The 24,887-nt window shown below is 66.3% G+C and carries 28 protein-coding genes; 13 read left to right on the top strand and 15 right to left on the bottom strand.

Going from position 1 to position 24,887, the window contains the following annotated elements; all coding sequences use genetic code 11:
- Positions 1-94 precede the first annotated feature (94 nt).
- The 4 genes from V1318_RS11155 to V1318_RS11140 all read right to left on the bottom strand — a co-directional run bounded on the left by V1318_RS11155 (position 95) and on the right by V1318_RS11140 (position 2,992).
- On the bottom strand, positions 95-940 hold the full coding sequence (locus V1318_RS11155) for an arylamine N-acetyltransferase (RefSeq protein ID WP_332939738.1): 846 nt from the start codon (positions 938-940) through the stop codon (positions 95-97).
- A gap of 107 nt (positions 941-1,047) precedes the next feature.
- A complete protein-coding gene (locus tag V1318_RS11150) occupies positions 1,048-1,560 on the bottom strand; it encodes a DUF1697 domain-containing protein (protein WP_332939737.1) in 513 nt (170 codons plus the stop codon).
- An 81-nt stretch (positions 1,561-1,641) separates the two neighbouring features.
- Positions 1,642-1,935 carry a hypothetical protein gene (locus tag V1318_RS11145; protein ID WP_332939736.1) on the bottom strand — a complete coding sequence of 98 codons (294 nt, stop codon included), beginning with the start codon at positions 1,933-1,935 and terminating at the stop codon, positions 1,642-1,644.
- A gap of 88 nt (positions 1,936-2,023) precedes the next feature.
- Entirely contained in the window at positions 2,024-2,992 is a 969-nt protein-coding gene (locus V1318_RS11140) for a LysR family transcriptional regulator (RefSeq protein WP_332939735.1), read from the bottom strand.
- Between the two features lie 140 nt (positions 2,993-3,132).
- Between V1318_RS11140 and V1318_RS11135 the strand changes: the two genes are divergently transcribed.
- On the top strand, positions 3,133-3,927 hold the full coding sequence (locus tag V1318_RS11135; protein WP_332939734.1) for an alpha/beta fold hydrolase: 795 nt from the start codon (positions 3,133-3,135) through the stop codon (positions 3,925-3,927).
- 14 nt (positions 3,928-3,941) lie between these two features.
- Here the strand turns inward: V1318_RS11135 and V1318_RS11130 are convergent, their stop codons facing one another.
- The gene (locus tag V1318_RS11130) at positions 3,942-4,937 is read right to left on the bottom strand and encodes an alpha/beta fold hydrolase (protein ID WP_332939733.1); all 996 of its coding nucleotides are present in this window, start codon (positions 4,935-4,937) and stop codon (positions 3,942-3,944) included.
- Positions 4,938-5,535: 598 nt separating this feature from the next.
- Here V1318_RS11130 and V1318_RS11125 point away from each other — a divergent pair.
- Entirely contained in the window at positions 5,536-6,168 is a 633-nt protein-coding gene (locus V1318_RS11125) for a hypothetical protein (protein WP_332939732.1), read from the top strand.
- Positions 6,169-6,208: 40 nt separating this feature from the next.
- On the top strand, positions 6,209-6,694 hold the full coding sequence (locus V1318_RS11120) for a hypothetical protein (RefSeq protein WP_332939731.1): 486 nt from the start codon (positions 6,209-6,211) through the stop codon (positions 6,692-6,694).
- 38 nt (positions 6,695-6,732) lie between these two features.
- On the opposite strand, the gene V1318_RS11115 is transcribed toward V1318_RS11120, so the two are convergent.
- Entirely contained in the window at positions 6,733-7,710 is a 978-nt protein-coding gene (locus tag V1318_RS11115) for an alpha/beta hydrolase (protein WP_332939730.1), read from the bottom strand.
- 137 nt (positions 7,711-7,847) lie between these two features.
- Between V1318_RS11115 and V1318_RS11110 the strand changes: the two genes are divergently transcribed.
- Positions 7,848-8,732 (top strand): AraC family transcriptional regulator, encoded by an 885-nt coding sequence (locus V1318_RS11110; protein ID WP_332939729.1) that lies wholly within the window; start codon positions 7,848-7,850, stop codon positions 8,730-8,732.
- A 24-nt stretch (positions 8,733-8,756) separates the two neighbouring features.
- On the opposite strand, the gene V1318_RS11105 is transcribed toward V1318_RS11110, so the two are convergent.
- The 7 genes from V1318_RS11105 to V1318_RS11075 all read right to left on the bottom strand — a co-directional run bounded on the left by V1318_RS11105 (position 8,757) and on the right by V1318_RS11075 (position 15,674).
- Positions 8,757-9,482, bottom strand: coding sequence for a hypothetical protein (locus V1318_RS11105; protein WP_332939728.1), 726 nt, complete (start codon positions 9,480-9,482; stop codon positions 8,757-8,759).
- A 228-nt stretch (positions 9,483-9,710) separates the two neighbouring features.
- Positions 9,711-11,102 carry an XVIPCD domain-containing protein gene (locus V1318_RS11100; RefSeq protein WP_332939727.1) on the bottom strand — a complete coding sequence of 464 codons (1,392 nt, stop codon included), beginning with the start codon at positions 11,100-11,102 and terminating at the stop codon, positions 9,711-9,713.
- 50 nt (positions 11,103-11,152) lie between these two features.
- Entirely contained in the window at positions 11,153-11,563 is a 411-nt protein-coding gene (locus tag V1318_RS11095; RefSeq protein WP_332939726.1) for a hypothetical protein, read from the bottom strand.
- A 152-nt stretch (positions 11,564-11,715) separates the two neighbouring features.
- The gene (locus V1318_RS11090) at positions 11,716-13,236 is read right to left on the bottom strand and encodes an XVIPCD domain-containing protein (RefSeq protein WP_332939725.1); all 1,521 of its coding nucleotides are present in this window, start codon (positions 13,234-13,236) and stop codon (positions 11,716-11,718) included.
- A 13-nt stretch (positions 13,237-13,249) separates the two neighbouring features.
- Positions 13,250-13,786 carry a lysozyme inhibitor LprI family protein gene (locus tag V1318_RS11085; RefSeq protein ID WP_332939724.1) on the bottom strand — a complete coding sequence of 179 codons (537 nt, stop codon included), beginning with the start codon at positions 13,784-13,786 and terminating at the stop codon, positions 13,250-13,252.
- 212 nt (positions 13,787-13,998) lie between these two features.
- On the bottom strand, positions 13,999-14,487 hold the full coding sequence (locus tag V1318_RS11080) for a hypothetical protein (RefSeq protein ID WP_332939723.1): 489 nt from the start codon (positions 14,485-14,487) through the stop codon (positions 13,999-14,001).
- 29 nt (positions 14,488-14,516) lie between these two features.
- A complete protein-coding gene (locus V1318_RS11075) occupies positions 14,517-15,674 on the bottom strand; it encodes a LamG domain-containing protein (RefSeq protein ID WP_332939722.1) in 1,158 nt (385 codons plus the stop codon).
- Positions 15,675-16,515: 841 nt separating this feature from the next.
- On the opposite strand from V1318_RS11075, the gene V1318_RS11070 reads away from it, so the two are divergent.
- From V1318_RS11070 to V1318_RS11030, 9 genes are all read left to right on the top strand, one after another.
- The gene (locus tag V1318_RS11070; RefSeq protein WP_332939721.1) at positions 16,516-17,031 is read left to right on the top strand and encodes a hypothetical protein; all 516 of its coding nucleotides are present in this window, start codon (positions 16,516-16,518) and stop codon (positions 17,029-17,031) included.
- Between the two features lie 191 nt (positions 17,032-17,222).
- Positions 17,223-17,849 (top strand): hypothetical protein, encoded by a 627-nt coding sequence (locus tag V1318_RS11065; RefSeq protein WP_332939720.1) that lies wholly within the window; start codon positions 17,223-17,225, stop codon positions 17,847-17,849.
- A 14-nt stretch (positions 17,850-17,863) separates the two neighbouring features.
- Positions 17,864-19,249 carry an XVIPCD domain-containing protein gene (locus V1318_RS11060; RefSeq protein ID WP_332939719.1) on the top strand — a complete coding sequence of 462 codons (1,386 nt, stop codon included), beginning with the start codon at positions 17,864-17,866 and terminating at the stop codon, positions 19,247-19,249.
- Positions 19,250-19,444: 195 nt separating this feature from the next.
- Positions 19,445-19,960 carry an alpha/beta fold hydrolase gene (locus tag V1318_RS11055; protein ID WP_332939718.1) on the top strand — a complete coding sequence of 172 codons (516 nt, stop codon included), beginning with the start codon at positions 19,445-19,447 and terminating at the stop codon, positions 19,958-19,960.
- Positions 19,961-19,996: 36 nt separating this feature from the next.
- Positions 19,997-20,137, top strand: a complete 141-nt coding sequence (locus tag V1318_RS11050) for a hypothetical protein (RefSeq protein WP_332939717.1) — start codon at positions 19,997-19,999, stop codon at positions 20,135-20,137.
- A gap of 198 nt (positions 20,138-20,335) precedes the next feature.
- Positions 20,336-20,494: a hypothetical protein gene (locus tag V1318_RS11045; protein WP_332939716.1), complete on the top strand. Its 159-nt coding sequence runs from the start codon at positions 20,336-20,338 to the stop codon at positions 20,492-20,494.
- 32 nt (positions 20,495-20,526) lie between these two features.
- Positions 20,527-21,063: a hypothetical protein gene (locus tag V1318_RS11040; protein WP_332939715.1), complete on the top strand. Its 537-nt coding sequence runs from the start codon at positions 20,527-20,529 to the stop codon at positions 21,061-21,063.
- A 400-nt stretch (positions 21,064-21,463) separates the two neighbouring features.
- On the top strand, positions 21,464-22,564 hold the full coding sequence (locus V1318_RS11035; RefSeq protein ID WP_332939714.1) for a helix-turn-helix transcriptional regulator: 1,101 nt from the start codon (positions 21,464-21,466) through the stop codon (positions 22,562-22,564).
- Positions 22,565-22,674: 110 nt separating this feature from the next.
- Positions 22,675-23,784, top strand: coding sequence for a serine hydrolase (locus tag V1318_RS11030; RefSeq protein ID WP_332939713.1), 1,110 nt, complete (start codon positions 22,675-22,677; stop codon positions 23,782-23,784).
- A 101-nt stretch (positions 23,785-23,885) separates the two neighbouring features.
- Here V1318_RS11030 and V1318_RS11025 read toward each other — a convergent pair whose 3' ends face one another.
- Together V1318_RS11025 and V1318_RS11020 are read right to left on the bottom strand one after the other, a co-directional pair.
- The gene (locus V1318_RS11025; RefSeq protein ID WP_332939712.1) at positions 23,886-24,122 is read right to left on the bottom strand and encodes a hypothetical protein; all 237 of its coding nucleotides are present in this window, start codon (positions 24,120-24,122) and stop codon (positions 23,886-23,888) included.
- Between the two features lie 224 nt (positions 24,123-24,346).
- Positions 24,347-24,700, bottom strand: a complete 354-nt coding sequence (locus V1318_RS11020) for a helix-turn-helix transcriptional regulator (protein ID WP_332939711.1) — start codon at positions 24,698-24,700, stop codon at positions 24,347-24,349.
- Between the last annotated feature and the right edge of the window lie 187 nt (positions 24,701-24,887).

Genomic DNA, 24,887 nt, shown 5'->3' with positions numbered 1-24,887 from the left:
AACGCCGCTCTCGCGGCGAAGCCGGCGCCATCGCAAGCGCACAACGCCGTTACCGCACTGTAGGAGCGACGCAAGTCGCGACCGCGAACTCCGGCTAGGGCGCAGACTCGTCCGCTTTGCGTTCCAGCAATCGTCGTTCGATGGCCTCACGCAGCGCCGGCCCTTGCGGCGTCCGGATCCCCAGCTCGTCCTCCAGCACCGCGATCACCTCGCCGGCATCGGCCAGTTCGCGCCGCTCGCTGGGCTGGCCCAGGCGATGGATCGCGAAGCTGCCGTCGCTCAAGGTCTTGCGGATGCCGTCGCCGGTGCGTGCCGCGAACAAGCGGCCGCGGAACGACGACTCCGGATGGGTCGACACGTACCAGTTGCCCACGACGTGATCCACGTCCGCCGCCGGCGCCAGATCGAACACATAGAGCGGGCGCCACTCCCCGTCCACCTGTGCGCGCAAGGCATAGCCGCCGTCGCGCCGGACCAGGCGGTAGCGCTCGTGCGGGGTCGTCTGCGGCGCCTCGTCGTGCAGGCGCAGGGGCGCGGTGGGCACCATGCCGCCGAAGCCGACGTCGGCCAGATAATCCGTACCCGATAGGGCGACCGCCAGGCACATGTGGGTGCGCGGCGTCAGCGCATCCTCCGGCCCGCCCATCACCACGCGCGCGCTCAAGCCCTGGGCCTGGAAGCCCAGGTCCCGCAGCAGGGCCAGGAACAGACCATTGAGTTCGTAGCAGTAGCCGCCGCGCCCTTCATGCAGGATCTTGCGCTGCAGCGAAGGCAAATCGAGCGGAACCGGCGCCTGCAGGAAGGTCGCCAGGGTTTCGAACGGGAACGTCGCGGTGTGGCGCCGCTGCAGTTCGCGCAAGGTCTCCAGGCTCGGCGCCGGCGGCGCGTCGTAGCCCAGGCGTTGCAGATAGCGATGGAAGTCCTGCAGCTGCGGCGGCATCGCGCATCCCTCGATGGTATCGGTCCTGGCTACCGTAGGGCCTCAAGTGCGGTTGAGGTCAAGCCGACAAGGGCACCGCCGCTGCAACGCTGCGGTGCGCGCATGGCTCAATCCGCGCCGGCCATCTCGATCAGCTTGGCCACGGTATTGAGGTTGCGCGCCGTGCCCGCGCGCGCGGCCGGGATCACCAGCTTGGACTCGGCCATGCCGTCGCCGTAGTGCACATAGATCTCGCGCTCGCCGAGCGCGATCCGTTCGTCGCGGCGATGGCGCACGGCATCCAGCGCATCCGCCGGTGGCGCCTCGTCCAGGAAGATCGCCAGCACGCGATTGCCGGCGCCCTCGGGAAAGGGATTGGCCGCCAACACCCGCGCCAGGTCGGCGCCGTCGCGCACCACCACCCCGACCGGCTTGCCCGCGTACTCGGCCAGGCGCCGCTCCAGGGCCCGCTTGACCTGCGCCGCGCTCTGCTTGCTGCGCAGCACGACATTGCCGCTGGCGATGTAGGTGCGCACTTCGGTGAAGCCCAGCGCCACGCACATCTCACGCAGTTCGGCCATGGGCAGTTTTCCGGTGCCGCCGACGTTTACGGCACGGAGCAAGGCGATGTAGGTGGGCATGCGCACAGCTTACGAAAAATCGCCGCAGTGACTATGCCGGTATAGACATTCCGGCCCCGCAGGCCCGGCGAACCAGCGGCGTCAGTCGCCGCCACCGTCGCCGGCGCAACCGCACAAGGAGGGGCCGTCCACCGGCGCGCCCGCGTCGTTGGGATGCAACAGGGGATCGTGCTGCGACAAGGAACGAGCTTCCTCGCGCGCATCCATCGAGGCGAACACCAGGCAGACCACCGCTCCGATCGGCGGCAGCAGCCATACCAAGACCGCCTGAAACGCCCGCTGCCCGGAAGACAGCGCGGGATTGCGCAGCACCACGAGTGTGGCGCCCAGATCGAGCAACACCAGTAGGCCCAGGATCACCGCTTGCCAGCTCATCGCCTGCTCCGCAATCCCAGGGGCGTCCGGCGTTAGTGTTGGAGACGGCGCAGCGGCCGTCAATGCGGCGCGAGCGCGGCGCCCTGCGCTATCCCGGGGAGCCGCGGCGTTTCGAGGTTCGCCCCGTCGTCTTGCGCGGCGGCGGGACGGGATCCAGCGCCGCGCGCAGAAACGAGACCTGCGATTCCAGGTATTCCCACAATCGCTGCGCGACCGGCCCCTGCGGCCGGTCGCGACGGCGCGCCGCCACCAGCTCCTCGACCCGCCCCGGGAAGTGCCGGCCGGCGATCGACCGCAGACGGCCGTCGCGCAGTTCCTCCCCGACCAGGAAACGCGGCATATGGCCCCAGCCCAGGTTCTGCAGGATGATTTCCTTCTTCATCAACTGGTCGCCGACCGTGCACTGCGGCGCGCCCTCGACCACGAAGTAATCGCGCGAGGGCGAATGGCGCGCGGTATCGCGCATCACGCATTGGGTGTACTCGCGCATCTGCGCCGGCGTGGGCGCGCGCGTGAGCGGCGCCGGCAACAGCGCCGGCCCCACCACCGGCAGCAGGGCCACCTTGCCCAGGTCCAGCCATTCCAGGCGCGGATCGCTCTTGTCGACGCGGTGCAGGATCAGGTCGGCCTCGCCGTCGAACAAGCGCTCCCACGGGCCGGTCACCGCCTCGAAGTGCAGGTGCAGCCGCGTGGCCGGACATTGGGCGAAGAAGCGCCCGAGCAGGCCCAAGGCCTGCGGGCGCGGGCACAGGTCGCCGATCACCACGTGCAGCTCGCTTTCCTCGCCCATCGCCAGCTGCGCCGCATGCGTGCGCAGACCCTCCAGCTCGCGCAGCAGGGTCTGCGCACGGCGATGGAGGGAACGGCCCGCGTCGGTGGGACGCACCCGATAGCCGCTGCGGTCCAGCAGGCTCAGGCCCAGCTGCCGTTCCAGCTTGGCGACCGCGGCGAACACCGCCGGATGCGAGCGATGCAGGGCCGTGGCCGCGGCCTGGAAGCCGCCGGCCCGTACCACCGCGTCGAAGCACTGCAGGTCGTGCAGGGTGAATTCGGCCATGTCCGTTTTTCTTACAAAGACTACGCGAACTTTGTAATATCAAGACGATACGGACGCAACTAGCCTGCTCTCCATGGCCAGCGCCGCCGCTACGCGAACCGCCCGGTTCGCGACGGCGCCGCCCTTCTGGAGAACACGACATGAGCCGTACCGAATACCTGGATGCCGGCGACGGCACCCGCATCGCCTACCGCCTCGACGGCGACCCCGCCCGGCCCGTGCTGGTGCTGTCCAACTCCATCGGCACCACCTTGCACATGTGGGACGCCGAGATTCCGGCGCTATCCGAACGGTTCCGCGTGCTGCGCTACGACACCCGCGGCCACGGCGGCTCCGGCGTTCCGGCCGGCGCCTATTCGCTGGACCGCCTGGGCCGCGACGTGCTCGAGCTGATGGACGCGCTTCAGATCCAACGCGCGCATTTCCTCGGCCTGTCGCTGGGCGGCTTCGTCGGCCAGTGGCTGGGCGTGCATGCGCCCGAACGCATCGACCGCCTGATCCTGGCCAACACCTCGTCCTACCTGGGCCCGGCGCCGCAATGGGACGAACGCATCGCCGCCGTCCTGCAGGCGCCGGACATGCGCGACACCGCCGAGATCTTCCTGGGCAACTGGTTCCCCCGGCGCATGCTCGACGCCAACCCGCCCGTCGTCGACAAGTTCCGCGACATGCTGCTGAACACCGACCGCCAGGGCCTGGCCGGTGCCTACGCCGCCGTGCGCGACGCCGACCTGCGCCGCACCATCGCCGTGATCCCCAACCCCACCCTGGTGATCGCCGGCCAGTACGACCCGGTGACCGCGGCCAGCCACGGCGAGCTGATCGCCGCGACGGTTCCGGGCGCGAGGCTGCTGACGCTACCGGCGGTGCATTTGTCCAACATCGAGTTCCACCGGGAATTCGTGGACGCCGCACTGTCCTTCTTGAGGCCCTGACCGTTAGCCCAGGCTCACCGCGCAGGCACGTCTCCGGCCTTGATCGCGATCGGCAGCGCATAGTCCACCAACGACACCAGGGTCTTGCCCGGCTCCTCGATCATCACCTCGTGCGCGGAGTGTTCGAACCACACCAGCCGCTTCGACGGTGCGCGCAGCCGCGCGAACCACTCCGACGCCACGGCGGAGGATACGTTGTGGTCGTGGCGGCCCAGGAACAGGATCAGCGGCACGTCCAACTTGCGCACGTCGCTCTTGTCGATGGTCAGCACCTCGCTCAACAGATACTTCATCGAGTAGTCGTTGGCGGCCCATACCGCTTTCAGATCGGCGTCGGTGTACTCGGGCGACAACGCGATCGCCGCCGCCTCCGCATCGCCGCCGGTGCGGTTGTGGACCATGCCGCCGTAGTGATTGAGCCACTTGCGCTGCTTGAACACCGATTCCATCGGCATCGCGGCCGTGCCCTGCGCATAGGGCGCGATCGATTCCAGGTCGGCGATGGCTTGCGCATTGCCGTCGCGGCGCGCGCTGTCCATGCTGAAGCGCCAGCCGCGGCGCTCGCTCTCCGGCGAATTGGCCAATTGGCCGACGCCGATGTAGGCGTGCAACCAATCGGGGCGCCGCTGCGCCAGCTCCAGACCCAGGTAGCTGCCCCAGGAGTGGCCAAGCACGAAGATCTTGTCCTTGCCGTAGGTCTTGCGCAGCCAGGCCACCACTTCCTCGGCATCGGCGATCATGCGCTCACGGGTCATGGTCGGCGCGACCGCCTGCGGGTCGTTTTGCGCATAGGTCTTGCCGGCGCCGCGCTGGTCCCACTGCACGACCGTGAAGTACTCCTCCCAACCTCGTTGGAAGTACCAGCTGGTCGGCATGGAGACCCAGCCCGGCCCGCCGTGCAGCATCAACAGCACCGGATTGCGCTTGTCGTTGCCGCGGATCGACAGCCACTGGTCGATGCCGCCGATGCGGATCTTCTCCAGACGCTCGATGCCTCCATCGGTAACCACGCGTCGCAGGTCCGAGATCACGCGAGTCGCCTCGGCACGGCTACGCGGAGCCGGCCCCTCGGCCGCCACGGCACTTCCGGCAAGGCAGACCAGGCCCAGCAAGACCGCGCCGCACCATCGCATCGTCTGACTGCGCATCGCTACCCTCTCGCCCATGGATTCTGGCGAGCATGCTACCCGCGGCGCCAGACGGCCGCATGACCTGAGAGGTCAGATTGGGCGCAGCTTTGCTCGCGCGCGAGGTCCGACAGCAGCCCAGCATCGCATCGCGGAGCAGGGCTCGCCGTCAGTACCCTCTCGCCAAGCACCTCTCAGCGACGCGCGCAACCATTGCCCCCTACGTCAAAGGGGCACCGATACGCTAAACCTGATCAAGCTCCAGCGGACATCCGCTAGAGCTTTTAGGGACGCGCATCAAAGACCCGTGTTTTGATCAGGCCGGAAGCCTCTCTTCACGCGATGGGCCGCCGGTCCTAACGCTACCAGGCTCGGCCCAACGTCGAAGGAGGACGCCACTCGCGTGCCCCATGAGTGAACTCCCTCTTGTCGGAAGCCAGCACGACGGTGAAAGATGGCGCATGGCACGACAGGAGGTCGCATGCTCGAGGAAGTCATCAAGGCGGGAGGCGGATCCTTCCTGATCTTTGGCGTGGTGGTCGCCCTGGGCTTCTATGCAGTGCGCGGCGTGTTCGGCCTGCACGGCCGTCGCGGCCAGCATCGCAAGGAATTCCTGGAGCTCTGGTCCGACGGCCGCAAACGCGATGCGCTGTGGCTGCAGATGGCGGTGCGGCACGTGTTCGGCAGCTATCTGCCCACGCCGGTGATCCGCTTGGCGCTGAGCCGTCCTGACAGCGGCCAATCCCTGGTCGACCTGTCCTCGCTATGGGGCCTGCTGGTCTACGACAGCGCAAGCCAGAAGGTCGGTTGGCGGCAGGGATGGCACGCCACCCTGCGCAAGCGCCGGCTCGCCCGAGTCGTGCTGATGCTGGGCTATTTCGCCGCCATGTGCGCCGCCGCGGGCGGCGCGTACTCGTCGGCCGTGCTGGGGCCCGGCTTGGCCATGGGTTGGGTCTACGGCTTCTTCGCCGCGATCATGGCCGTGCTGGCCTTCCTGTGCCTGGAGCACGAGGACAAGTTCGCCGTATCGGTCCGCGTGGGCGACGCCTGGGTCAAGCGCATCAACCGCGCCGCTCAGCGGGCTCGCAAACGCCGCCCGCCACCGGCAAGCTGACGGCGCCACATCGATCACACCACCGCCCCGAAGGAACGCCATGCCACGCACGCCCCTGCTATTGCTTTCGCTCGCGTTGTGCGCGCCCGCCTGGGCGGCGAACGCGCCGCCGGTCTCCGCGACCGCCAAGGCCATGGCCTCGGCCTATGTGGACGACCTCAAGGACATGGTGCGCAGCACGGACGGCGTCAAGCCGGACGAAGCCGCGTGCATCGCGCGCATTCCCGCCAGCACCGTATTCGACGCCATGCAGGCGGTCATCGCGCAGTCCTTGAGCGCGGACGAGCAGGCCGAGATGGAGCGCTTCTACGCCAGCCCCGAAGGCCTGCGCCTGTTCGCGTTGTACCGGCGTTGGGGCGACGAACAAAATCCGGCCAGCGATGCCGAGCTGGAGCAAGTCCTGCCGCTGATCAAGTCGGCGGTGCAGGCCAAATTGTTCGACGCCACCTCCTTCCAAAGCCTGGGCTCCGTGAAAGTCATGGACGCGGTCACCCCGCAGCTGGCGCGCTGCTCCTCACCCGGCTGACGACGCGCCCCGGGGGGGCGTGTGACGGCAGGCGTAACTCACGCGCCCCACAACTTCCGCGCCTCTTCGGCGATCACCTCCGGAAATTCCTCCTGGAAGAACAGCTTCGCGCGCGGCACGCGGCGGATGCCCCGCGAGTTCGGGAAGATGCGGTCCAGGTATTCGGCATCGCCCTGATCGAAGATGTCGTCCGCCGCGCCCCACACGATGCGCACCGGGACCTGGCTGCGCTTGAGCTCGGCCTCGATGCCCGCCAGCGGGTTGGGCGACAGCGCGACATGGAAGGCGTGGTACTGCGCGCGGCGCAACGGCGTATTCACCAGCGGCGTGACGTAGTAGTCGATGGTGTCGTCGGCGAAGCGGCTGGGGTCGGCGAACACGGCGGCGCCGAAGGTGGCGCGGGCCTTGGCCTTGTCGGTCAGCCATTCGGCGGTGGCGTCGGCCAAGGTGCCGGCGCGGGCCATGTCCAGCACCGGCTGGATCTTCGGCGGCGGGCTGTCGGGTTCGACGTCGCAGTTGGTCAGCAACAGGCTGCGCACGCGCTTGGGGTGGCGCAGCAGAAACAGCTGGGCCACCGCACCGCCGCTGTCGCTGGCGACGATGTCGGCCTGGTCCACACGCAGCGCATCCAGCAAGGCCGCCAGCATCGCGGCCTGGTCGGAGGCGGCCAGGGGCTGGCCGGCCGGGATCTCCGAGTAGCCCAGGCCCATGAAATCCGGGGCGATGCAGCGGCGGTAGGCGGACAGGCGATCGATGGCGCCGCGCCATTGGTAGCCGTTGAGCGGGGCACCGTGCAGGAACAAAGCCGCGCGCCCCTGGCCGCGTTCGACGTAGGCGATCCTGCCGAACGGCAGCGCGGCGTAGCGGCGGCTTGCGCGGTAGGCGACGGCGTCCAGGGGCGCCTCGGCGCCGGCCTGGGCGAGGCGGCGGCGGGCCGGGGCCAGCGGGGCGTAGCTGCCGGCGACGCCGGCGGCCAGGCCGGCGGCGGCGAGCGTGATGAACTGTCGGCGGTGCATGGATGCGGTCCTGTGGGGGTGACCGGACCATGCTGGCGACTGCGCCGGCGGCGGGCGCACACAAAAGGACGACAGCGGACACGCATGGATGATTTTCGGCACTGTCGGCGGCGGCGACGCCGGCCGAGGATCGGGCCATGAGCGACCGCCCCGCCTGCTACCCCCCACCGCCCGCGGCGCTGTCCCCGCGCGCCGGTGCGGACCGCACGCCCCTGCTGGACGTGCTGACCTCGCCGGTGCCCCAGGGCGTGTTCGACTCGCCGCTGGATGGGCGCCACGTGCTGTGCCTGCATCTGGGCACGCCGGTGCCGGTGTCGTACCGCATGGACGGGCACGACCGCCAGGGCGTGCGCCTGCACGGCCAGTACTGCGTGGTGCCGGCCGGCGCCAGCACGCGCTGGCAGTTGTCGCGGCCGGCGCGCTCGCTGCTGCTGCGGCTGACGCCGTCGCTGTGGCGCGACACCCTGGAATCGGCCGGCACGCGCGCCAGCGAACTGGCGCCCGCGATCCACGTACGCGACCCGCAGGTCGAACGCATCGGCTGGATGATGCAGGCCGAGGACCGCGACGCCTATCCGGGCGGGCGCCTGTTCGTCGACAGCCTGGCCACCGCGCTCGCCGCGCGCCTGCTCAGCCTGCAATCGCGCCGGCCGCCGGCGGCCGAGACGCGGGCGCGCGCCCTGCCCGCCTGGCGCCTGCGACGCGTGCAGGAATACATCGAAGCCCACCTGGACGAACCTCTGTCGCTGGCGGAACTGGCCGCGGTGGCGGGCTACAGCGCCTCGCACTTCAAGGCACTGTTCAAGCAGGCCACCGGCCTGCCCGCGCACCGCTACGTGCTGGAGCGCCGGGTGGAACGCGCGCGTCTGATGTTGCTGCAAGGCGAGCAGCGCATCGCCGACATCGCCCTGGCGGCGGGGTTCTCGCACGCCAGCCACATGGCGCGCTGCCTGCGGCGCGTGCTGGGGCTGAGCCCGTCAGAACTGGCCGGCCAGGCCTACGCGGATCGCACCGCCCACTAAGCTGGGCCGGCACCCCGCCTGGCGCTATACAGCCGCGGCCGGCGCCGCCTTGGCCACGGCACCCACCGCCTTGACCACTGCGGGCAGGGTACGGCTGAGCCACTGCCTCGCCATGCTGGCTTGGAACTTCGTCAGCCACCAATGACGCAGCTCCGCGCGCTTTAGCGTCCAGTGCATTGAGTTGGTGGGCGCGCCATGGAGAGATGACTTGAGCGCGTAAGCCAGCAGCACCTCGACATGGCGCAGCGCCTTGCGCTCGTCGATGGCGGCCGGGTCGGGATAAACGCCCAGCATCAACACCTCCTTCTCGACATCGCGATTGCCGACTTGCGGACGGTAAGGCAGCACGGTCACCACCGCGCTTGCGTCCAATTGCTGGGTGATCGACAGGCTGCAGCCACCTTCCCCCAGAAAGTTGGGAAAGCGCCGCCCTTCCTGCTTGGAAGCCCAGACTATGTTGTTGCCCAGCCAGATCGTGACCGTCGGCAGGCTGTAGAGAATTCGCGCCTCCTCGCCCTGCGCTCCTTGTGCCTCCGGCGAACGAATATGGAGCTCGTCTACGCCGGTGTAGGCATCCACCATAAAGTCGTGGATCGCTAATTCTTCGCGGAATACCTCGAACACGCGCCGGTAGCGCTGGGTCATCGGCTCCCAGTCACGAAGCTTCCGATTTCGCTCTGCAACACCGCGATCGAACGCACCCGCATAGTGCCTGGCGATGCGGCATGCATCGTGCTGTATCGGATCCATTGCGCCCTCCCTGTTGCGGCGAAGGGATTCGCCGCTCGCACTCATATAGGGATTACGAGCCGTTTTTGGCCACCGGCTCGGCGCATTCGTGTCGTCGCCGGGCGGCCGCCGTCGCGCCGGATCAATCGCATGCCGTCACCCCACGGCCCGCTTTGGGGGCGCGGACGCGACGGGAGCTACAGCGGGGCCCGCGACAGGCTCCGCCGCGGGCCGTGTCGCGTACTGGGCCTAGGCCGTACGCCCCGTCTGGCGGGACTGGGCGTTGGCGTCCTGCGACGGCGTCGACTGGCTGGCCTCGTACAGGCGGTTGAGTTGCGCTACCGAATCCGCGACCGGCGTGCGCACCGCATCGTCGGTGCGCATGCTGGCCAGCTGGCGGCCCGGGTTTTGCAGATCGCCCTGCACCACGATCAGGTTCTGGCCGGCGGCCACGCCCTGGGCGTTGGCGGCGCTGAGCACGATGTGGTCGATGCCGGTCAGGCCCTGCTTGCGCGCCAGGCAGGCGGCGCTGGCGGCCATGCAGGCGCTGTTGCCGTCGTACTCGCGGCCCAGGCTGGCGTCGAGGCGGCGGGTGGCCGCTTCGGCCTGCGGCAGCAGCGGGTCGTTGCTGCCCAGCGGACCGGGCGCGGAGCCACGGTTGCCGGGCGGCGGCGCGGGCTGCGCGCCCTGCGGCGCGGCCGGTTGCGTGCCGGGCGCCGGCGCGGCCGGGGCGGGCGCGTCCTGGGTCTGGGTGGGCGGCACCAGCCGCTGCAACGTGGCCGGGTCGAGATTGCCGGTGGCCGGCAGGCCCTGCGCGTTCTGGTAGTTGATTACCGCCGCCTGCATGGACAGGCGGTACACGCCGTCCTCGGCCAGCGGCTGGCCGTCGGCGCCGCGGAGGCCGGCGGCGTTGAGCTGCTGCGCGGCCGCGCGCACGCGGTCGTCGGTCTCGCCGATGCGGATCACACCGTCGTCCACCACCGCACGCGCCTCGATGCCCTGCCCGCGCCGCGGCGGGTCCAGCGCCAAACGGCCGCTGGCGAGGTCGTCTACGTAGTTATCGAATTGCTGGTGGTAGCGCGTGTCCACTTCCATATGCACATGGATCGGCACCGTGGCCACATTGCTCTGCGTGCCCAAGGCCTGGCCGTACTGGATGGTGTCGCCCTCGGTTACCGCGATGTTGCTCATGTGGCGCACGCGCGCGATCACCTCGCCGCCCTCGCGGTCGTAGATGTCGACCAGGCCCTCGGTCGGACTGACCCGGCCCACGTAGCCGGCCAGCGGCGACGGCACGTCGACGCCGCGCGAAGCCGGCCCCGTGGCCAGGCGCGGGTCTTCCAGAATGAAGTCGCGCTTCTCCAGCACCTGGTTTTCGGTCAGGCCGTAATCGCGGCGTGCGGTGCGCACTTCGATTTCCTGGATCTCGCCATCGATGACCGCGTGCCTGCGCCCGGCTTGGCCACCGGCCACCACGCCGTCGACCACGCGCGCATCCGCATTGGCGCCGGGGTGATGGGTGACCAGGCTTTCGTAATCGGTGACCGGCACGTTGACCGTGCGGCCCTTCTGGATCACGCGATAAGGCGTGGGGTCGGCCGGGGCGACGGCCTGCGGGTCTTGCTCGTTCTCGTTGGCCATGGCGGCGATTCCTTTCGTGGTCGCGACGAACGCGATGGGGCCTGCTGCGTTCAGCGGCAGCGGTAATAGGTATTGGATTGCTTATGGTTGACCACGGTCAACTCGCCGTTGTCCTCGCCGCTGAGCAGCAGGACCTCCTCCAGCCGGATCGTGTCCTCGTTGATGTGCAACTGCGAAACGATCTTCCACGCCTGCGGCGTCTTGGAGATCTGCGTCACGCTGACCGGCACCCGATAGTCCTCGTAGCCGGACAGCTTGCGCGCTGCGATCTGGAAGCGCGCATCGCTGTCGGCGGCATCCGGGCGCTTGCAGGCCTCGGGGCTGTCGCCCATCCAGGTGCCTTGCAGCACCGCCGGGTAGGCGGCGGCCGGCACCTTTCCCTTGGCGGGCGAGGCGGTGCAGGCGATGCACAGCAGGCCGGCCAGGGCCACACCGGCGATATGGCTGATTCTGAGCTCCATGCAGCGTCCTTTGCCGTTGGGTGGCGCCTAGGATACGTCGGGCGGCTTGGTCGTCACCATGACTAGCGCCCGCTTTACAGGAACGCTTAGGCCGGCCTGTGCCCCAAAAGGACCTGCCCACAGGCGACGCCATGAATGTGCTGTAAAGCCCTTCACACGGAAGGTCCGCGACGTTGAGGTTCCTGCGTAGGAACGGCCGTATCCTGCTGCGCCAGCTGCATTGGAGCGGACGGCTGCGGCTGCGCCTGCTCCATTTGCGCCAGGCGCTGCAGGGATTCGCTCACCGGCGTACGCACGGCAGCATCCGTCGGCATGTGCGCGAATCGGCGGGCAGGGTCGGTCAGCTCGCCTTCCACCACAATCACCCGCGCGCCGGGCCCCTCCGTCGATGTGGCGCCGCTGAGCACTACGTGATCCACCCGCCCCAAACCATGGCTTTTGGCCAGGCAGGCTACGCTGGCGCTCATGCAATCGCTGGCCGGACTGTGGGCATGGCCCAAACGGGCATCCAGGCGCTGCACGGCGTCTTGCGATTGGCGAAGCAAAGGGTGTGCTTCCGGCAGCGCTGCATCCGCACGGGTCCGCGGCATCGCGCCCCTGTCCGTGTGATCGGGCATGTCGCGCTCGCGTCGCGTGTCCGCTCCGCCCTGCATGGGCACACCGTTGCGGTTCCAGCCCTCGCGCGTCATGGCGAAGGTGTCGCCGCCCGGGCTGACCACCGTTAGGCCGCCGTTCCTGTCCATCATAACGCGCGACATCTCCAGCCGCGCATTGGCATCTATCCCGGTGATGACGGCCGCCCGCGCCGGCGTGCCCTCGTCCACTCGCGCGAAGATGCGGGCCCCACTGGCGGGGTCACGCATCATGGCGTCCAGCAGCTGCACGTCCGGATTGCTGTTGAACTCGCGCGTCAACGATACGTTGCCGCGGGTGTGCACTTGCTCGCGCCACGCCTGACTGAGCCGACCGTCGCCCAGTTCCAGATCGTTCATCAGGCGCACGCCCTCCAAGGCATTGTCGCGACCGGAGACGATGGCAGTGCGCGCGCTGGCCTTAAGCCCTTCGATGCCCTGGCTGCCGATCCAATCGCGAATCTCCGCGGAAGTCTGCGCGCCGCCCTCCAGGTGATCCAGCAGCAAACGACCCCTGTTTTCGTTCTGGTTGTACAGCTTGCTGGTCATCGCCACGATCTCGGCCGCCTGCGCCGGATCGCTCGCGCTCAAGGTCTGCAACCAGGGTATCTGCGACAGCGGCTCTCCAACCTTTTCCCACTTCTTCTGTATCTGCGTCTGGCTGAGCTCATCGACGAAGGCGCGGCCGGGGTCCGAGCGCAGGTAGCCATTGAGCCGGGTCAGCTCTTCACTGCTGAGCGCGTTTCCGGTTTGGCCACGTGTCTGCAGGCGCGTGGTGAGCGAGGCGACCTCACGATCGCTGAACCGGTCCTCGGCGTTCGCCCACGCCTGATAGCCCGCCATCAGATCGTGGACTTTGAGGCCACGATTGCCCTGACCGAAATCCCACTGCACCGCGCCGACGGACCAGCCCGAGTTCCCGGTGCTGTGCGACAGCTGATAGACCGCATAGGTGTTGGTTTCGCTGGCCCGCCCCACCGCGTTGTAGGCGATGGCTTCGAAGGTATTGCGATCCAGCGGGTTGTAGGTGTGATCCGTCACGGGTGGGCTCCTGTTACTTCAGCGCGGCGGCCAGCGCTTTCAGTTCGGCTATACGGGTTTGGGTTCGTTCGATGCGACAGGCCTCAGTCAGGTCCGACGCCTCCTGGCGCGACATGCCCTGAGCGAACGGTTCCAGCAGGCAATCAGCATCGCGATACGCGCCCCAGGTGGCATCCGAGTCCTTCAAATAGCTGGCCAAGTCATCCAGATAGGCTGGGTCGTCTTCCGTGTAGGAGGCGTAGCTGCTTCGGGCCTTGGTCAGAAGGTCCCGGCTGAGCTGGACACGCTGCATCTCCAGTGCATGCATGTCCTTGTAGGGCTTGCATGCATTTGGCCGCGCACGCTCGCATGCCTCGATCTCGATGTCGGGCTTCCTCGCGAAGCAGGCCTCGCGCTTGCCCACGTCGCCTTGTGCGAAGCAATCCTCTTCCGTCGTGGCGGTTGGACGAGGCGCCGAATCCCGCACCCCTTGCGCCAGGGAGGCGGAACAGGCCATACAGAGCGCCCCCGCCAACCCGATCGCGATGGCCTTGCCCATCTTGAGCACCATGTGGCTCTCCCTGCTGCATTCTGGTCGTAGGATACGTCCGCTCCACACCCTGCCGTCAACGGCGCACGGTTTGTGCCATGGGCGAGACGAACTGCACGACATTGATCGCAACTGATTGTTGCGACTCATCGCATCAGATCCTCAGAACCAAACGCCTCGACAAAGAGAAAGGCGGCCTTTCGGCCGCCCGGTTCGTCTCGCTTTCCTGAGGCTTACTTCCCCGCACTCTTGCGCGCATCCGCAAGTGCTGAGGCGCTCAGAACCCCCTGGTTCTCCGCCAACTTCAGCAACTGCATCTCGATCAGCGACGCATTGGTCGATGCGCTTGCCGTGATGGCGGGGGCCTTGGATTCAGAGCCGGCTTGGCGGTTCTGCGAACGCAGGAAGCGGCCTTTCACGGTGTATTCGATGCCTGATCCCGCAGGATCGACGGCCTCCACACGAATGCCGTTGTAGCCCAACACCGACGGTAGCTCCGTCGAGCGCACGCCGGCGCCGGTGACTAACGCGCTGGACAGCTGCGACTGCAGCGAGCGGATGGTCTTGGCGTCGGTGATGGTCAGGGTGGGATTGGGCCGGCCGGAGTAGACCAGGTAGGTCACGCGCAGCGCGGAGGGCGCGGCAGGTTCGGGCGCTTGCGCCCAGGCCGAGCCGCCGGCCAGCGACAGCAGCAGCATTGCGCACAGCTTCCAGGCGTTCATCGCGGACCTCGGGTTGGAAGATGAAGTGTTCATCGGATTTCCTCATGGCCGCCGGCCTGCACGCTATCCGACCACAAACGGAAGTAGCCGCAGAAGTCGGTGTACGGGCCGCGGTCGGCGTACTCGGGGTCGTAGATCTGCGCGCCGGAGTTGTCCAGGTTGGTCGCGGCGGTCTGGCCGGGCTTGTGGCTCCACGTGCCGAAGCCGTCGCGGCGGTACCAGTGGAAGTCTTCCCCGGGCGCGACCACCAAGGCCACGGCGCTCTTGTAGCTGGGGTCGTAGGGATCGGTGATGGGCTCCAAGCCGTCGCGGACGGCGGCAGCGTGGACAACAGCGCAGCTCATGCCGATGGCGGTCTGCCCCGACGCGCGACCGGGTTGGGCGAAGGTGTTGGTGCGCTTGTTGTTGGCGTAGTTGTAGCAGTTGTTCATGGTCATGGAGCCGCCGTTCCACGAGCTGGGCTCGTACAGCGAGTAGCCCGGCGCCATCACCGTGGCGATCTCGTCGAACGACAGCGCGCGGTTGTACAGGTGGACCTCGTCCAGGCGGTCGTTGAAGTAGGCGGTGCCGTCGAAGGCGCGGCCGATCGACAGCGGCGCGTCGGTGTTGCTGTAGATGTCGGCCTGCAGCGGCCAGCTGCCGGCCTCGTTGCCGTCGATGTAGAACTGCACCGTACCCGTGCTGCGCGCCACCGCCACGGCGACGTGGTGCCAGCGGTTGGGCGCCAAGGGCATGGTCGACAAGGACGAGTACGGCAGCTTGGTGGGCGAGCCGGTCAGCCGCAGCGTCACCCGCCGGCTGGTGGAAATGGCGAACACGTAGCCGCCGTTGCTGCCGCGGTTGTCCAGTATGGTCCTGGTGGTGATGGTGTCGCCGACGCGCACGTAGGCGGCGAAACTGAAATCGCCGGTGGCGAAACTCAGCGCCGGCGAGTACGGCACGGTGTAGTACTTGGCCCCGCTCAGGCTGGCGCCGCGGTTGGCCCAGCCCCATGACGTGGTGTTGGCGCCGACGGCGGTGGCGTTATGGCCGTGGTTGGTGACGTCGGTGGCGACCGTGCTGATGGTCTGGAAGTTCCACCCGGCCACTGACCAACCGGACACGATCGGCGTGGGTTGCGAGTGGCTGGAGGCGATGGGGAGCAGCGCGCCGAGTACGAACGCGCAGAGCACGAGCCTAACTTTCATGCGATGTCCTTATGCATTACAGGTCGCGGAACGGGGCGAGGCCCGAGCAGTCGGGCACCCGAGCCGATGTGTGTCGTCCTGACGCATGGTGTGTCGGGGCGAAGGGGAAATACAAGGGGCACCCCATTTCCAAGCCCTGGGCCGCCGTGGCCTAGGCGATCGCAGCCGCGCCGGGCATTGGGCGCACAAATAGACTGCCGCTACTCCGTCTGCTCCACCTCGACCGCCCCTCCCCTCCACACGCAGAACAGAACTCGAAGACAGCCCAGCGACTTGAATCGTCCGAGTACTCCCTGCAAACCTCGCCGCGCCCACGGCAACACTGGCACCAGCGAAAGCCATGGTGGCTGGACGGGTCCGCACGATGCGCCACCGACAGAAACAGTCGCTTGCGGATGTCCCGCTTTAAGGCCTCGGAATCGCTCATATAGGGAATGGTGCCATGGGCATAGGCAAAACAGCACCCTATCAGTACCGCAAAAGCGCACCGATTCCATGCACTCCAGCGCGCCTCCTGGCCAGTCCTCCGCACTTCCTGGCGTCCTCGGCGTCTACGATTCTTGACCACCGGCAAAAGCTCTTACAGGATGAAGCCGAGAGCGCTCAAGTCGGCGTACGCGCGGTCATCATTCACGCTTGCAGTAGGACCCACACGTAATCGCAAACCGTACGCAGGGTGGCAGTTCGGATGCCGCCGCGAGAACCCCCATGGAGAAGGCACATGCCCGCGCTCAACTTTGACCTTCTAGCGACCAGACTGCCCCCCGTGGTCTGCGTACTCGCTGCCTGTGCGTGCGCCACTACGGCCGCAGGTCCTTCAACGGCTCAGGAGAAGCCCGCCATGACGGAATCGACCCCAGCCACCGCTAATGACTCATTCAACGCGCAGCAACTCAACGACAGGGTTCTAGCTTGGATTCTGACCGTGAACGACGCTCGGGACTTATCGACGCAGAGCATCGAAAAGCATACGGGTCTAGATCTAAGAACTGACCCTGAAGACCCCGGCAGATTCCGTGCGGTCGGCGCACTGCCTGAAGCCTGGCGCTTCTCGTTGTCTTCGGTAAAGACCGTCTCCGGGCCGAGCCCTCACGCCGTCCTGTTGAGCATGGGACGGGCCGGCGACAGCTACGCCGATATGACTCCCGTATGCGTTGGCCTAGAGCATTATCAATCCGCCCTCATCGCCGCTGGATTCAAAGCGTCTGAACGTCCGCGGCGGGGGGGCACGGAATACAGGCTCTTCAGAACTGAAAAGGTCTATGTGCGCATTGAGCTTCATGGAAAGACGGCAGCTCTCGACGAACAACTCTGTGTTTCCAGGGTATTCGTCACGGCTGCTGCCCCTCAAGGATGACCGGGCATGGCGACACTTCAAGAAGAGATAGAGGCCAGGCAAAATCTCGACGCGATGCTGGCCGAATTCGAGCAACGGACCAAAACCGACGATCTGAACCCAGACGAGATTTAAGGCCCGACACTTAATCGCAAACCGTATGCACGGTGGCAGTTCGGATGCCGCCGCGAGAGCCTCCATGGAGAAGGCACATGCCCGCGCTCAACTTTGACCTTCTAGCGACCAGACTGGCCCCCGTGGTCTGCGTACTCGCTGCCTGTGCGTGCGCCACTACGCCCGCCGGCCCCTCATCGGTCCAGGAAAAGATCGCCATGACTGAACCCACATCCACCGCAGCCGTCAACACGCAAGACGTATACCAACTCAATGCGCGGGTGCTTACCTGGATACTGAGCGTTCGCAACGTTAACGACTTAACCGCGCAGAGCATCGCAACTCGCACCGGTCTAAAATTCTGGTTCGATCCAGATAATCCGCATCACTTCAGTGCCTCTGGCAAGTTGGTCGCGCCGTGGGTCTACGTGGTGGAATCGCTATCGACTCGTCCCGGCCCGCCCCCCCATTCCATCGGCTTTGAAATGTGGGTTCCTGGTAACAAGGATGCTGACAGGACCGAGGTCTGCATTGGCTTGGACCACTATAAGCAACCTCTTACGGCAGCAGGATTCAAGTCGGTTCGACTTGTTGACTCTCAAAGTCTGGAGTACTGGTCGTTCTCTAACGACAAGGTGGCCGTAAAAGTTCACTTGCGTGGCAAAACCAAGCGATACGACGACCAGCTTTGTGTGTCTAAGGTGATCGTTTCGGCATCGGCTTAGTAAGGAATAGCAGGATGAGCCCTGTTCAGGAAGACCGCGCCGCACGTCAGAAGCTCGACGCCATGCTGCTCGATTTCGAACAGCGCATGCGGGCCGACGATGAAGACCCAGGCAAGGTCTTCAGCGAAGTGCTTGCGGACTCGCCGGACCTGAGGGCAAGCATTCTGCGCACAATCGAGAGCGGCGATTTGCTGAAGTTCGACGCGGAATCAGACCCGAGGTTCAGCGGCAGCTACGACCACAACGACGGCACTCTGCGCCTGTCAATCGGGCTGCTCAATGAGGCGGGTCCCAAGGCGCCGGCCGACGAGCGCGGGCCTAGTACTAACGAAGTACGTTTTGTCAGCGCTCACGAGATCGACCATGCCCTTTCTGCGGACGCCGTTCGGCGCTTAGGGGAGCAGTTCAAGGAACGCGTCGCTGCGATCGCCAACACGCCCTCGCCGCATGACTACACCGCAGTGGTCAAGGACTACAACAATGGCCTGCGAGAGCGAGAGGCCAGGGCGGAAATCGCGGGATTCAATGCGGTGGCCGCGCACGTTAGGCGGCAGGATGCCAATGCGAATTTAGGCAGCTTGTATCAAGCCGATGGCGGTCTGTCCAACTACATTGACAGGCATGGAACCGAGGAGCCGTACACCTACGCTCTCATACCTGGCCTGCACATCAAACCCGATCTTCAGCTCGACGAGGGCAAGAGTCTGGAGGCAATGGCGAAGCAATTTTACGACAGCAACCCAGGCTATCCAGCGCGAAACATCGACTGGGCATTCGGCGAAATCTATCGCCAAGAAGCCACAGCGCAGGCCGCCAATCCTGGTCGGCCGTTTCCCGAGATCAGAATCAATGTCCAGGAGCTCGGTGCCCAGGTCACGTTGCCTCCGGACTTCATCGACACCAGCCGGCCGCAGCCCGATAAGGCGAGGCCGGCTGTCGAGTCACCCGGCCCCACACCTGGCCCTGACGATTCAAACCACCCAGATCACAAGCTGCTGGAGAGAATTCGGGACGGCGTGCGCGGGCTTGAGCAAGGCATGGGGAAGTCCTGGGATGAGCAAAGCGAACGCCTTAGCGCAAGCGCGCTGTCCATGGCGGTGGCCAGCAAATTTGGCCCTGGCGATGATGTGAAGGTCGCGCTGAGCCGCCGCACCGAGCAGAACGCAGCGGGCGAACTTCTGTTCGTCTATCGAGAAGGCCGCGGCGCCTCCCCCGATCCCGTGGCCAACTATGCCCACATGCCCGTGTCGCTAGCGCTGTCGTTGCCCGCGACAGAGCGTTACGGGCAGGCGCAGGCTATGCGCGAGGCTCAGTCGGTCGAACAGCAAGTGCAAGAAGCGGCTAAGCAAGCTCAGGGTATGGACGGGCCCGCGCAAGATGGACCACGAATGCAGCATTAGCTGCTTGATTAGCCCTGCTGGCCGGCGTGGCCGTAGACCACCATGATCGCGCCGGGCCCACGGGCGCACAGATGGACTTGCCCGTTCTTGGGCGTGCTACGTCATCCCGAGGCAACCGCCTGCCGCCGCCCCTAGTCGACGGGCGGCAGAGAAAGGCGTATCACTCCCGACCAGGGGGCCACGGAGGGGCGATCGGTGGACAGCCAGTGGATCAAGCCGAAGGCGGATGCCGAGGCGCCTACCGTCGTGTTCGTGCACGGCATCATGTCGGACGGCGCCAGCGGCTGGAAGAACAAGAAGACCGGCGCCTATTGGCCGCGCCTGGCCGTCGACGAGCTGACCGACGCCGGCGTCTACGTCTTCAGCTATCACAGCCGCGCCTTCGGCGGCCGCTTCCGCGTGACCGACGCCGCCGACGCGCTGTGGGACGAGCTCAAGCGCCACGGCATCCTGCAATCGCGCATCGTCGTGTTGGTGTGCCACAGCATGGGCGGCATCGTCGCCCGGCGTCCTGCTGGTGCAGCGGCAAGGCGAGCTCGCCGCGCTAGGCACCGTCATCGGCCTGTTCCTGGTGGCCTCGCCGTCGGCCGGAGCGCAGTTCGCTGCAGGGCAGCACGGCGCGCCGCCGCGCCGTGGGCGCGCGACCGCCGCCAGCGCCGCTCAAGGGCGCGTGCTGCGCGCCACCTTGACAGGGTTTGGGCGCGGGCCTAAAAGCGGGGCGCGTTTCGTCACTTAAGGAGGAGTGTGATGCGTATCAAGCGTTTGTTGATTGTGAGTGTGTTCGCCCTGCTCAGCGTTAGTGCGTCTGCGCTCAATGCCGAGCCCACCTGCTGGCTGTGCGTGTCCGAGAATGGCCGCATGATCTGCGTGCAGGTGCCCTGCGAGTGAAATAGGGCCGTGGCCCTTGGCGGCCGCCCGGCGGACACTTCACGCGCCCGCTGGGCGGCGCCTTCCTATGGCGCCCCTGCGCCGGCGTTTGCCCTGCCAGCCCGGTCGCCTGGCTCCGAATCCCCCGCGCATAGCGTGCTCTGGCGCGCGCGCTCGTCCAGTAGGATGAGCGGGCCCTCCGCCCAGCCCTCCATTCCCATGAAGCGCCGCCCCGCCTTGCTCGCTCTAGCGCTACTGAGCCTGTGCAACATCAGCCCGGCGGCCACCGACGCCAATGCCGAGTTCGATGCGCTCCACGCCGAGGCGACGCAACGCGCCGCGGGGTGCAGCCAGATCCTTCGCGCCATCTCCCCGTAAGCGGCGGGCACCACTCACCAGGCGTAGTGCTTATGAAGACGATCATCTCTGCGGTTCTGGCCTGCATCGCCCTGTCGGGTTGCGCCGGCGCGTTGGCGCTGGACGCGAAGCTGCAATGCGCGGCCGAGAACGACCGCCCCGCCCCCGAACGCAAGCGCGGCGAGTTTCCGTTCCGGGTGACCTACCTGAGCCAGGGCCAGCGCCACGTGCTGGAAGACACCAAGATCTGCCAGCTGCAGCGCGTGGGCTGCAACGCCTCCGGCCGGCCCGACACCTGGACGGAGACCTTGAAAAGCGGGCGGCCGGACGTTCAAGTGCACTCGCTCATCACCGGCGACATGACGCGCCGGTTCGTGGCTGCCACCGGAGACTGCAGCGTGCTGATGGAGCACAGCAGCTACCGAAGGGAAGAGGCCCACCCGATCTACGCGGTCAGAGCGCTGGACTACCGGGGCGACAAGCTGGTCGGCGGTTCGGGGGGCGCGGGCGCCACGGCTGCACTGAAGGGGCTGGGCGTGGAGATCGTCGCGTTCGAGCAATGGTCGGCCGGCGCGGCGGATACGCCCTAGCTTGGCCGCTGGCCCACGAGTAAGGCGGAGGGATGCAGGGTCCGCGAGCGGTTCCGCCTGTTGGTCGGGTATTTTCCCTAGCCCCCGGCCGTGTCGTTACCGTAGAGGGAGCGCCATGAAGCCTCACTGCCGATGCCCCAGCCCGCCGGGCGGCTCGGTCAGCTGCGACGCGCCCCGGGTCGCGTACCGCGAAATGGTGGCCGGCATCGCTGGACCACGTGTCGTCTAATGCAGACCCCTCTGCAATATTAGTTGCCCCGCCCCCCTTTGTTGACCGACAGCCTGTTCGGCGCCCTCGCCGCCGGCGCTAGAATCGGACCCCTGCTGCCGTCGAGCACGCCATGCCGCTGCGTCTGTCGCATCGGCGGCGCTCGCCACCCACACAGGACGCCGGCCCTCGATGGAAACCGTGTTGTTGCTCGGAGTCATACAGGGCGCTATCACCGGCGCGGGGTTGCTGTTCTATGCCGGGCGCAAGAATGGCTCGCACTGGCTGGCGTTGGGTGTACTGGCGCTGTCGCTGACCCTGCTGCGACTTTGGACGCACGCGGCCGGGCTCGAAGCGCATGGGTGGCTGCGGCGGCTGCCACTCAGCTTCGATTTGGCGATCTTTCCGCTGTTCTACCTGTATGCGCTGAGTCTCACGGCGGCCCCGGCCGCATCGATCCGTCGCGCGTTCGTATGGTTGCTGCCGTGGGCGATCTTCATCGGCTATTCCGTACTCGTCTACGCTGCGGCTATCGGCGAATCGAGCGTCCCGCAGATGGATGCGGTCGCCGCACAGTGGCACTACCGGCAGCTCAAGCGGATCGAGGATTACCTGACGATCGCGATCAACACCGTGCTGGCGGTGCTCCTCTGGTCGCGGGTCCGTCGCCACTACGCCCGCATCGAGAACTGGTTGCCGGATCGGTTCGCGGATCTGCTGCGCTTGCTGAAGACCGTCATGGTCCTGGCGCTGGTCACGGCCACCATCAACCTGATCAGCTTTTCGGCAGTGCACCTTCTTGGGCTCGGCGACAGCGGTGTTTTCAGCCACGCGGCCCAAGCCTTTTACGTCGTGCTGGTGTACACGGCCGGAATCATCGGCTTCCGGCTGAAGGATCTGCCGCAGTTTCCGGACGCGACGACCGAGCCCGCCCGGCCTGCCCGGCCGGACCCGCGCAGCGATGATGCTTTCCAGAAGCTGCAAGCGCTGATGCAGACCTCGGCATTGTTTGTCGACCCCGATCTGAATCTGAACGACGTCGCGCAACGCCTGGGTTTGACCGCGGCCGAAACCTCCCGGGCGATCAAGGAAGGCTCGGGCAAGCACTTCCGTGCTTACGTCAATGAGTTCCGCCTCGAGGCCGTCAAGCGGAAGCTGCGCGATCCCGACTACCGCGGCGTGTCGGTATTGGCGATCTCACTCGAAAGCGGTTTCAACTCCGAATCCAGCTTCTACCGCGTATTCAAGGCCGCGACGGGCCTGTCGCCCACCGATTTCCGCCAGCGGGCCTAGCCGGAGACGGCCTCCCATCTTTTTCTGAGAGCATCCATTTCGCCGGCGGGAGGCATGCCGGCCGTGGCTGGGGGAGCCTGAGCGCTCGTTTCCCCAGGAAGAGCCACCCCATGACACCCAGCCGTTCCGGCTCGCGCCTCGCCGCCGCCCTCTGTGCGGCGCTGCTGTCTCTCGTGTCCGGCTGCGCCTTGAACACGCGCTCGCCCGGCCTTGCCGATTTCCCGAGATCCCCGCACTGGAACGCGCCTGCGATCGCCCAATTGGCGAAAGACGCCCCGGAGCATCGCTCCGATGCATTGATTATCGCCAAGGGAAATCAGCTGGTCCTTCGGCAAGGCCAGACCGTCGCGAAGATCAATACCCATTCGGTCCGCAAGAGCATCATTGCGGTGCTCTACGGCATGGCCATCGACAAGGGCCTCCTGGAGCTCGACGACAGCCTCCAAGAGCTCGGCTATGACGACCGGGAAACGCCCCTGACCCCCGTCGAGAAGCAGGCAACGATCCGCGACCTGCTGATGTCGCGATCGGGCATTTATATCGATGCGTCCGGCCAGAACTGGCAACGCCCGGACCGCCACGCGTCCCGACCGGGCGAAACCTTCTTCTACAACAACTGGGGATTCAATGCGCTCGGCGAAATCCTCGAGCGCGAGACGGGCATGGGGCTGGGCGAGGTGATCGCCACATGGCTGGCCAAGCCGCTCGGAATGCAGCACTTCACGCCCGCGGATGTCGATTGGGACAGCATCGATGGATCGAGCGTCCGCCAATACGTCATCTACATGAGCGCCGACGACCTGATGCGCTTCGCAGTCCTCGTGGCCGACGAAGGCCACTATCGCGGCCAGCGGCTGGTATCGGCGGAGTGGATCCGCGCCATGACGGCCGCGCATTCATCGACCGCAACCGACCCGAAAGACGCCTTTGGCGGAGGGTTCTTCGACGGATACGGCTACCTGTGGTGGGTGCGTCACCAGAACGGGCGGCGCCTGGTCTGCGCCGACGGCCACGGCGGGCAGTACATCATCATCGATCCGGAAACCCGCCTGGTAATGGTCAATCGTCGCAACACCGGCACGCATCTGTTGGCCCAGGGTTGGTTCCTGTGGCGCGGTGTCGAGACCGATCGCTCGTACGTCTATGCCCTGTTCGAACAGGTCAACGGCTTGCTTCAGGCAGATGGCGAGCGAGCGCGAACGAAGCAGGCCGGCCAATGAGCTGATCGTGGTCAAAAGGCGTAAATGAACCTGACCTCTTTTTGCATAGACCCTTTTTGCACTCAAAGACAGGCCAGCGAAGGGGTCGGCTAGCTGGCGTTCTATCTTGTTGTAAGCACCACGAAATGCGGCGAGTCGTCGAATCCCGGCTGGCGATCCGACAGATGCTCATGGTCATAGGTGGCGCCCATGCGCTCCATGTTGTCGGCCGCATCGGTCAAGAACGCCGCGATACGCCGAAGCTCGGCCGGGCTGGCCGACAAACTGATCTCCGCCAGCTCGATGAATCGCACCTCGTCCGCGTCTCGGTCTTCGACGCTGTAACCTCCAAGCTTCATTCCTCACCTGCGCAGATCGAACCGGAAGGCGACAGGATATCGGCACTTGCACCCGTCCTGCCTTTCTTCGGTGCTTTCGTGTCAGGCCTGCGGCGCGCCGCTTGTAGCCGGGCTGGCGGGAGGATCCCGACACGGCTCGCACTGGCACCGCAAAGGGACAACCTCCACGCAATCCGGCCCATGCTGCCCCACCCACGCCCACGCCGAGCACAGCAGGCGCCTACTCAGCCCTTGGCGGGCTTCTTCGGATCAGTGAACACCCGTTTCTTGAGGTCCGCGAGCACCTTGCGCTGGTCGACCTGGTTGAGCAGCCAGAACGTCACGATGGCTTCGGCCATCACCTGCGTCTCGGCGTAGAAGTAGGCCAGCGGCATCCCCATCGCGTCGGCGATGCGCTGAGCCGTAGCCAGATCGGCGTCGTGGACAGCCTTTTCGTAGCGGTTGATGCGAACGGCGGCCGTTTCGGCCGGCAAGCCAATAGCCATGCCCAGCTCCTTCTGAGTGAGCCCGGCATCTTCCCTGGCTGCTTTCAGCCGCTGCGCAAAGATGGAGCGGGCATCTACGTCGGTCTGGGCCATACGCAAAGGATGGCTTCAAACCTCAGGAGCGTAAATTACGTTAAACGTAATTTTATGTCTATACCCCCGCTCATGAGCTGCCCAACCAGTGGCTCCTCTATTGACGCTACATGCTTGTCTTGTATATATGCACTTATTCCTCAAGGAGGAAGGCGGGCGCCCATCGCGCTTAGCGGCTTGCTAAGAC

The organism is Lysobacter sp. CCNWLW3, from assembly GCF_036697405.1.
Lineage (GTDB): Bacteria > Pseudomonadota > Gammaproteobacteria > Xanthomonadales > Xanthomonadaceae > Lysobacter.
This window is presented reverse-complemented; position numbering and strand designations above follow the sequence as displayed.

Bases quoted from the DNA above. Each gene is read 5' to 3' on its own strand.
- V1318_RS11050 (WP_332939717.1), top strand. From the start codon at position 19,997: ATGCGTATCAAGCGTTTGTTGATTGTGAGTGTGTTCGCCCTGCTCAGC.
- V1318_RS11100 (WP_332939727.1), bottom strand. From the start codon at position 11,102: ATGGCCAACGAGAACGAGCAAGACCCGCAGGCCGTCGCCCCGGCCGAC.
- V1318_RS11045 (WP_332939716.1), top strand. From the start codon at position 20,336: ATGAAGCGCCGCCCCGCCTTGCTCGCTCTAGCGCTACTGAGCCTGTGC.
- V1318_RS11125 (WP_332939732.1), top strand. From the start codon at position 5,536: ATGCTCGAGGAAGTCATCAAGGCGGGAGGCGGATCCTTCCTGATCTTT.
- V1318_RS11105 (WP_332939728.1), bottom strand. From the start codon at position 9,482: ATGGATCCGATACAGCACGATGCATGCCGCATCGCCAGGCACTATGCG.
- V1318_RS11140 (WP_332939735.1), bottom strand. From the start codon at position 2,992: ATGGCCGAATTCACCCTGCACGACCTGCAGTGCTTCGACGCGGTGGTA.
- V1318_RS11145 (WP_332939736.1), bottom strand. From the start codon at position 1,935: ATGAGCTGGCAAGCGGTGATCCTGGGCCTACTGGTGTTGCTCGATCTG.
- V1318_RS11040 (WP_332939715.1), top strand. From the start codon at position 20,527: ATGAAGACGATCATCTCTGCGGTTCTGGCCTGCATCGCCCTGTCGGGT.
- V1318_RS11080 (WP_332939723.1), bottom strand. From the start codon at position 14,487: ATGAACGCCTGGAAGCTGTGCGCAATGCTGCTGCTGTCGCTGGCCGGC.
- V1318_RS11120 (WP_332939731.1), top strand. From the start codon at position 6,209: ATGCCACGCACGCCCCTGCTATTGCTTTCGCTCGCGTTGTGCGCGCCC.
- V1318_RS11060 (WP_332939719.1), top strand. From the start codon at position 17,864: ATGAGCCCTGTTCAGGAAGACCGCGCCGCACGTCAGAAGCTCGACGCC.
- V1318_RS11095 (WP_332939726.1), bottom strand. From the start codon at position 11,563: ATGGAGCTCAGAATCAGCCATATCGCCGGTGTGGCCCTGGCCGGCCTG.
- V1318_RS11020 (WP_332939711.1), bottom strand. From the start codon at position 24,700: ATGGCCCAGACCGACGTAGATGCCCGCTCCATCTTTGCGCAGCGGCTG.
- V1318_RS11065 (WP_332939720.1), top strand. From the start codon at position 17,223: ATGCCCGCGCTCAACTTTGACCTTCTAGCGACCAGACTGGCCCCCGTG.
- V1318_RS11030 (WP_332939713.1), top strand. From the start codon at position 22,675: ATGACACCCAGCCGTTCCGGCTCGCGCCTCGCCGCCGCCCTCTGTGCG.
- V1318_RS11135 (WP_332939734.1), top strand. From the start codon at position 3,133: ATGAGCCGTACCGAATACCTGGATGCCGGCGACGGCACCCGCATCGCC.
- V1318_RS11110 (WP_332939729.1), top strand. From the start codon at position 7,848: ATGAGCGACCGCCCCGCCTGCTACCCCCCACCGCCCGCGGCGCTGTCC.
- V1318_RS11115 (WP_332939730.1), bottom strand. From the start codon at position 7,710: ATGCACCGCCGACAGTTCATCACGCTCGCCGCCGCCGGCCTGGCCGCC.
- V1318_RS11075 (WP_332939722.1), bottom strand. From the start codon at position 15,674: ATGAAAGTTAGGCTCGTGCTCTGCGCGTTCGTACTCGGCGCGCTGCTC.
- V1318_RS11085 (WP_332939724.1), bottom strand. From the start codon at position 13,786: ATGGTGCTCAAGATGGGCAAGGCCATCGCGATCGGGTTGGCGGGGGCG.
- V1318_RS11025 (WP_332939712.1), bottom strand. From the start codon at position 24,122: ATGAAGCTTGGAGGTTACAGCGTCGAAGACCGAGACGCGGACGAGGTG.
- V1318_RS11070 (WP_332939721.1), top strand. From the start codon at position 16,516: ATGACGGAATCGACCCCAGCCACCGCTAATGACTCATTCAACGCGCAG.
- V1318_RS11150 (WP_332939737.1), bottom strand. From the start codon at position 1,560: ATGCCCACCTACATCGCCTTGCTCCGTGCCGTAAACGTCGGCGGCACC.
- V1318_RS11035 (WP_332939714.1), top strand. From the start codon at position 21,464: ATGGAAACCGTGTTGTTGCTCGGAGTCATACAGGGCGCTATCACCGGC.
- V1318_RS11155 (WP_332939738.1), bottom strand. From the start codon at position 940: ATGCCGCCGCAGCTGCAGGACTTCCATCGCTATCTGCAACGCCTGGGC.